Genomic DNA, 6,428 nt, shown 5'->3' with positions numbered 1-6,428 from the left:
TGAGCCGCTTCTTCTCGAAGGCCTTGTTGACCACGTGCTTGACCGCGTCCAGGTTGAAGGGCTTGCCGAAGTAGTCCTCCGCCCCCTCCTGCAGCGCCTGCACGGCCGAGTCGGCGTGGGCGTAGGCGGTGATCATGATCACGTAGATCTCTTCGTTGGCCGCCTTGAAGCGCTTGAGGAGCTCCAGGCCGTTCACGTCCGGAAGGCAGATGTCGAGCAGCACCAGCTCAGGCCGGAAGCTCTCGAACTTCCGGATGGCCTCGTGCCCCGAGGCCGCGCTGTCCAGCTCGTATCCTTCCTTCTTGAGCATGGTCGCCAGCGACCAGGATATCAGTTTCTCGTCGTCGACCACCAGTATCCGGTTGTTGTTTGCCATGGCTGTCCCTTCTGCGGTTGATACATATAAAAAAATATATCTCTGTCTCTTTCTGTCGGTTCGGGTGGCGCCTCTCGCCCAATCCGGCGCGGTCTACAGTGTCATTTGGCGCAGCCTGGTGGGTGATATCACCCACCGGACGGCGGGGGGGCGCGTGAGCGGCGGCAATCGCCCCGGAATAGCGTCGCGGCGCGGAGGAACTTCCGCCCCCTCGCGGCCATTGCCGCCGCCGCTTCATCGCCATGAGCCATCCCTTAGGCAGCACTGCCTTATTCGGTGGACCAGCGGCGGCAGGCGGCCCCCCGGCCTTCACCTGCCGTTAGCACGATGCGTGCCGTAGAATGGGTAACCTCCCATAGTGCCTCTCTCATTGGTCGGCGGTAACGTGGCGGGGGCTTTTCACCCCGGGTCATATCCCGTGATGGCAAGGTCCTTGCTGTGTGGGAGAGACCATTGCAAGGGAGGACCGGGTATGAGGATCAAGGAGCTTTTGGCAGCCGCCGCGATGCTGGCGCTGGTGTCGGTTTTTCCCGCTTTCGCGTATGACGGGGTCGACGTGGCCGCCCTGAAGGGACAGGCCGAGCGTGGAGATGCCGGTGCCCAGTCGAAGCTCGGCGTGCTCTATGCGTCTGGCGTCGGGGTGAAGATGGACAAGAAGGAGGCCGCCCTCTGGTACCAGAGGGCCGCGCGGCAGGGGTATCCCCTGGGGCAGTGGAACCTGGCCTTCATGTATCTGCGCGGCGAGGGGGTCCCGGAGGACTTCGCCCGGGCCCGGGAGCTTCTGCAAGGCGCCGCGGGGAAGGGTCTGCCCAACGCCCAGTACGACCTGGGGATGCTGTACCTCCTCGGGGTAGGGGTGCCAGCGGACCGGGCGGAAGGGGAGAAGTGGATTGCCCTTGCCGCCGCCAAGGGGTATCCGGAGGCCCAGAAGGCCCTCAAGGAGCTGAAGGGCACCGCGGTTGCCGCTCCTTCCCCCTGAGCGCCGGCTCGCTGCGCGGCAGCTTCCCGGTTATTTCTTCAGAATCGTGAATAGTGGAGTAGTTATGACAATGACGAGCAGCAACCGCATCGGCGGGGGGACCTTGCCGGTAGACCGGAGCATCTTCAATCCCGACCGGCTGGAGGGAAACCTGGAGGAGGGCCGCCAGTACCTGGCCACCATCCTGGCCACCGCGCAGGTGGGGATACTGGTGATCGACGCGGAGAGCCACCTGATCGTGGAGGCCAATCCCAAGGCCGTGCAGCTGATCGGCGTCCCCAGGGAGGAGATCGTCGGCTCGGTATGCCACCGCTTCGTCTGCGTGGCCGAGATCGGCCAGTGCCCGATAACCGACCTAGGCCACTGCATCGACTGCTGCGAGCGGCAGCTCCTCACCGCCCACGGCGAGTACCTCACGGTGATGAAGACGGTGGCCGAGATCACCCTCTGCGGCCGCCCGCACCTGGTCGAGACCTTCCTGGACATATCCGACCGCAAGAAGACCGAGGAGGCCCTGAGGCTGAGCGAGGAGCGCCACCGCGACATCCTCGACAACGCCAACGACCTGATCCAGAGCGTCGACCCCGAGGGCTCCTTCCTCTACGTGAACCGCGCCTGGAAGGCGACCCTGGGCTACAGCGACGAGGAGATTGCCGGCCTCAAGGTCTTCGACATCATCTCCCCCGTCTGCCGCGACCACTGCTCGCTTCTCTTCCAGCAGATCATGCACGGGGTGAGCGTGCCCAGGGTCGAGGTGCAGTTCCAGGCCCGCGACGGCCGGGTGGTCGTCCTGGAGGGGAGCATCAACTGCAGCTTCGTGGACGGCCGGCCCTCGGTGACCCGCGGCATCTTCAGGGACATCACCGAGCGCAAGCGCATGGAGCGGGAGCTGCAGCAGAGCGAGGAGCGCTACCGCCAGCTGGTCGAGCACGCGCCGGAGGGGATCGTAGTGCACGGGGACGGAGCCTTCCTCTACGCCAACATGGAGGCTGCCAGGCTTTTCGGGGCCGGGTCCCCCGAAGAGCTGGTCGGGAAGCCGGTGATCTCCCTCATTCATCCCGAGTACCGGGAGCTGATCGAGGAGAGGATGCGCCAGCTGGAAATCCCCAACACGGTGGCTCCGCAGCTGGAGATGAAGGTTATGCGGCTGGACCGCAGCGTCATCGACGTGGAGAGCGTGGGGACCAGCATCTGGTTCGAGGGGAGGCCCGCCATCCAGGTGGTGCTGCGCGATATCACCCAGCGCAAGCAATTGGAGCAGGAAAGGGAGCAGTTCCAGCGCCAGCTGGAGATCAAGGTGGAGGAAAAGACCCGCTATCTGCGGGAGGCCCAGGGCAAGCTGATCCAGTCCGAGAAGATGGCGACGCTGGGCGAGGTGGTGGCCGGGGCCTCGCACGAGCTGAACAACCCGCTGGCGGGGATACTGAGCGCCATACAGCTCCTGCGCAGCTCCTCGCTGACCCAGCCCATCGTCCCCGCGCTGATGGAGGACATCGACGTTCTGGAGAGCATGGAGAGCGCGGCGCTTCGCTGCCAGAAGATCGTGGAGGACCTGACCCGCTTTTCCACCCAGACCAGGTGCAACTTTTCGGAGATGGATCTGAACGAGGTGCTGCGGGACAGCCTGGAGGTGGTGGGGGACCAGCTGGCCGGAGCCGCCATCCGGGTCGAATGGGCGGCCGACCCAGAGCTGCCGCTCATCGAGGGGGACTACGTGAAGCTCCTGGAGGTCTTCACCAACATCCTCCAGAACGCCAAGAACGCCGTCCCCGATCGCGGCACGGTGGAAGTCGGCACCCGGCTGGTGAAGCGCTACGCCGAGGCCCCTCAGGTGGTGGTCGCCATCCGCGACAACGGCTGCGGCATCCCGACCCAGAACCTCGGCAAGATCTTCGATCCCTTCTTCACCACCAAGGCCGTCGGCAGGGGGCCGGGGCTCGGGCTCACCGTGAGCTACGGGATCGTGAAGCGCCACGGCGGCGATATCGACGTCCGCAGCACCTTCGGGAAGGGTACCGAGGTGACGGTGTCGCTGCCGGTCCGCCAGCCTAAGGGGTAGTTGCACAGGCCGGGATGGGTCAGACAGGAGAAGGGCTCACTTCGTTATTCAAGTGAGCCCTTCCCTTTTATGCAAAACTGGCTGCATCCTTCATCAGCCTACATCATCGAGCCGCCTGTGCCGGATCCCGTCATGCCGCTTCCCGAGACGGTTCCTCCCCCCATCATCCCCCTGAACGATGCAGACATGTTGCGGAAAGGCTGACCCGGGGTGATGCCGGCCATGTTGGACGTCATGGTGGCCATGAGATTCGTCATTGCAGTCTGGGCATTGGAGCCCTTGATGGACGACATGTTGCTGAAAATGGCTCCCATCATCCCCCGGTAGCGGTTCACGTCGATGCCCGTCGGGCCGCCGCTTCCACTGAACACCTGGGACATCTCCCCGCCCATCAGGGTCGCCATGTTCTGCGCCGCGGTATGCATGGCCCCGTTCTGGCCGGCGAGGTAGTCGCCCATCATGTCGGTACCGGCGGACATGCGTAGTTTGGCCCTCAGCGCTTCCATTGCCTGTTGCATGGTCGCGTACTTGCCCGTTTCCATCATCTCCCGCAGCTGCGACGACATTGGGCTGATGAAGTTGCTGCTGACAGCGCCGCTGACGCTGTCTTTCGGCATGCTGAGAAGGTAGCTGTTTGCAACGGCCTGATCGGTGTCCTTGTCGATGGTCACCCCCTTGATCGCCAAGGCGACGATGGGGTACCTGCCAAGATCCGCAGGGTCGATGTTCAGCGTATAGGCGCCGTTTGCGTCTGTGGTAGTCGACGGTTCACCCTGGTCCAGCTGGTAATTCCCGTTCTTGTCGAGAAATACCGTAGCGTTGACGAGATAACCGTCGGCCACCTTGCCGGAGACCGCGGATAAACCGGAGGCCGTGGTTGCCGCAGTCCCGGATGTTGCGGTGCCGCCACCTCCGCAGCCTGCCAGTACGCCTGCCAAAATGAGTGATGCTGCCGCGAGAGCTTGCTTTTTCATATGTTCATCCTCTTTCCGTCGTGGTTTAAAAATCATGGAAGAGCGCCAGACCGCTGCCGTAGTCCGGGCTGTTTGTGGTGATCCCTTTGGCAAGGTACCCTTCGACTCCGGTGTGCGACGTTGCCAGGTATCTCAGTTTCAAGCGCACCTCCAAGAGGCCGGTCGAGCCTGCTACAGGCGCAGTCGAACCTTTGACAATAAGCATGGGAAGAAATTTATCTCCGAAGGCGTATCCTCCTCCGGCGTTGTAGGTCAGGTAATCCTTGAGGGCCAGGGTTCTGGACTTGCCCTGATGGGTGTACCCTGCCTCTGCGAAGGTGTACACTTGGCCGAGCCGCTTGAAAAGTTCGACTGCAAAACCCTCGTCGAATTCGCCGGTCCCCAAAGCCTTCGAGCTGTCCGCCGTGGGGATTTTCAGCTGGACATAGGGGCGTATTCTCGGCACCAGATCTCCTTCCGGCACGAGGACGTACCCTCCCCTGGCAATGATGTCTCCGATCCCATTTTGCGGCTGCGCCGGGTTTGCGGTTGTCGCAGAAGACATGGACCCGTCTCCCATGGACATGGCTGCGGCAGCCTTCCGCGCATGCATCGTTTGCCCCCCCGCGCCGGAAAAAACAGTGGTGTTAACCGCCGAGGTGCTCTGGTAGAGATAGGGGATCTCGAGCGAGAAGCCGAGCCGCTCGGTCGGATTGACCGCGGCGGTGAAGGGCATGTAGACCGACTCCGTCCTGGTGCCGGTTCCGTATCTGCCGGAGGCGAATTCGAAGCCGAGACCGGCTGAAAAGGCCGGACCGTCGGCATGCACCGGGACAGGGAACAGCAAGGAGGTTGCGGACAGCAGCATCCCGTAAAAAAACTTCAACGTGTTAAAGCGACTTCTCATTCAGATCTCTCCGTGGCAGATTCCCATTCCGGGCACAGCTTCTTGAGTCAGTGGCGCATCATGCCACCGCCGCCGCGCATCATGCCACCGCCTTGGAACATCTGTCCTCCCGATGACCGCTCCAGTCCCATCCCTGCCGCACTGCGCGCAGACCAGGCAGGCTCTCCCTTTTCGCTGCGAAGTTCCACCTGCGTACCGGAAGTGCGGTTCACCAGCTTCTGGGTCAGAAGGTACGTCTTGCCATCCTGTCCTTGGGCCCTAGAGCCCTTGGCGCTCACCTCGTCGTTAAGCCGTAAGGGGAGCCCCTTTTTCTCCCAGAAGGATCCCGGGCCAACGGTGACGTTCACCACCTCGTGGCCGGTTTTGACCTCTATGACGACCTGTTCGCGGTCCCCCTGGTGCGGTAAAGCCGCCACCCGCCCCGATACCGTGGCCACGGTATTGATGTCGTAGCCCCGGTTGAAGTCAAGTCCGCTCTTCCCCTTCTCGTCGGTGCCGAAACCGAAGAAGCCGGCAGAGGCTGCACCGGCTAGCGCGCAGTTCAAAAGGAGTGCGCAACTGATTAGTGACCATAAACGGACCATTGTCATAACAAACCAACCCCTTCACGAACGTTGAGCCTACCGGGAAGAAAATGTGATACGGTCATGCATGCTCTCTTGCCCGGGATGTTCGACTCTCTGAAGCTCGACATCCAGCGGTCCACCCTTACGCTCACCACATCGGGTGCATCATGCCCATGCATCCGCTCAATGCAGAAAATGCCGCCAGCGACAACAACGCTACCACGAGTTTTTTCATACGATCCTACTCCTTTGAATGCCAGGTGATCTTCTTTGAGATGCTCCCGCCTCTGGCCATTGCCTGGCCGGCAAGGGAAAGGAGCGCAACCGCCGTTACTGCATAGAGTGCCGATTTCTTAATGTTGTTCCTCCTGGGAAAGTTTGTGACCCTGTCCGGAGGTAATCCATGGTTCATGCCAAAGAAAGCGCAGCGGTTAACGTGCCGGCAACACGGGATGTTGCAGTTTCAAACCCGGCCTTGACCGGCAAAACAAGTGCAATCCTTTGCACCTGTCGACCGGCGATTTGCACCAGGTCAAAGCGCGTCCAGCAACCCGTACTCTTTCAGTTTGTACTGGAGCGTCCGCCGGG

The 6,428-nt window shown here is 62.0% G+C and carries 7 protein-coding genes; 3 read left to right on the top strand and 4 right to left on the bottom strand.

What is annotated here, in order from left to right; genetic code table 11:
• The coding region (locus AC11W3_RS19405; RefSeq protein ID WP_484093589.1) for a response regulator at positions 1–376 on the bottom strand (376 nt) is incomplete at its 3' end.
• A 472-nt stretch (positions 377–848) separates the two neighbouring features.
• Here AC11W3_RS19405 and AC11W3_RS19400 point away from each other — a divergent pair.
• Together AC11W3_RS19400 and AC11W3_RS19395 are read left to right on the top strand one after the other, a co-directional pair.
• Positions 849–1,355, top strand: coding sequence for a tetratricopeptide repeat protein (locus AC11W3_RS19400; protein WP_484089975.1), 507 nt, complete (start codon positions 849–851; stop codon positions 1,353–1,355).
• Positions 1,356–1,419: 64 nt separating this feature from the next.
• A complete protein-coding gene (locus tag AC11W3_RS19395) occupies positions 1,420–3,414 on the top strand; it encodes a PAS domain S-box protein (protein ID WP_484089974.1) in 1,995 nt (664 codons plus the stop codon).
• Between the two features lie 98 nt (positions 3,415–3,512).
• On the opposite strand, the gene AC11W3_RS19390 is transcribed toward AC11W3_RS19395, so the two are convergent.
• From AC11W3_RS19390 to AC11W3_RS19380, 3 genes are read right to left on the bottom strand one after another with little or no spacing between them, the layout of a single operon-like run.
• Positions 3,513–4,388, bottom strand: coding sequence for a hypothetical protein (locus AC11W3_RS19390; RefSeq protein WP_484089973.1), 876 nt, complete (start codon positions 4,386–4,388; stop codon positions 3,513–3,515).
• A gap of 25 nt (positions 4,389–4,413) precedes the next feature.
• Positions 4,414–5,274: a transporter gene (locus AC11W3_RS19385; RefSeq protein WP_484093588.1), complete on the bottom strand. Its 861-nt coding sequence runs from the start codon at positions 5,272–5,274 to the stop codon at positions 4,414–4,416.
• Between the two features lie 47 nt (positions 5,275–5,321).
• The gene (locus AC11W3_RS19380; RefSeq protein WP_484089971.1) at positions 5,322–5,864 is read right to left on the bottom strand and encodes a MamS/MamX family magnetosome protein; all 543 of its coding nucleotides are present in this window, start codon (positions 5,862–5,864) and stop codon (positions 5,322–5,324) included.
• A 379-nt stretch (positions 5,865–6,243) separates the two neighbouring features.
• On the opposite strand from AC11W3_RS19380, the gene AC11W3_RS19375 reads away from it, so the two are divergent.
• On the top strand, positions 6,244–6,428 hold a 185-nt coding region (locus AC11W3_RS19375; RefSeq protein ID WP_484093587.1), incomplete at its 3' end, for a hypothetical protein.

It is taken from the genome of Geomonas sp. (assembly GCF_056994735.1).
Note: the sequence above shows the minus strand (reverse complement) of the source record. Positions and strands in the feature narration are given on the sequence as shown.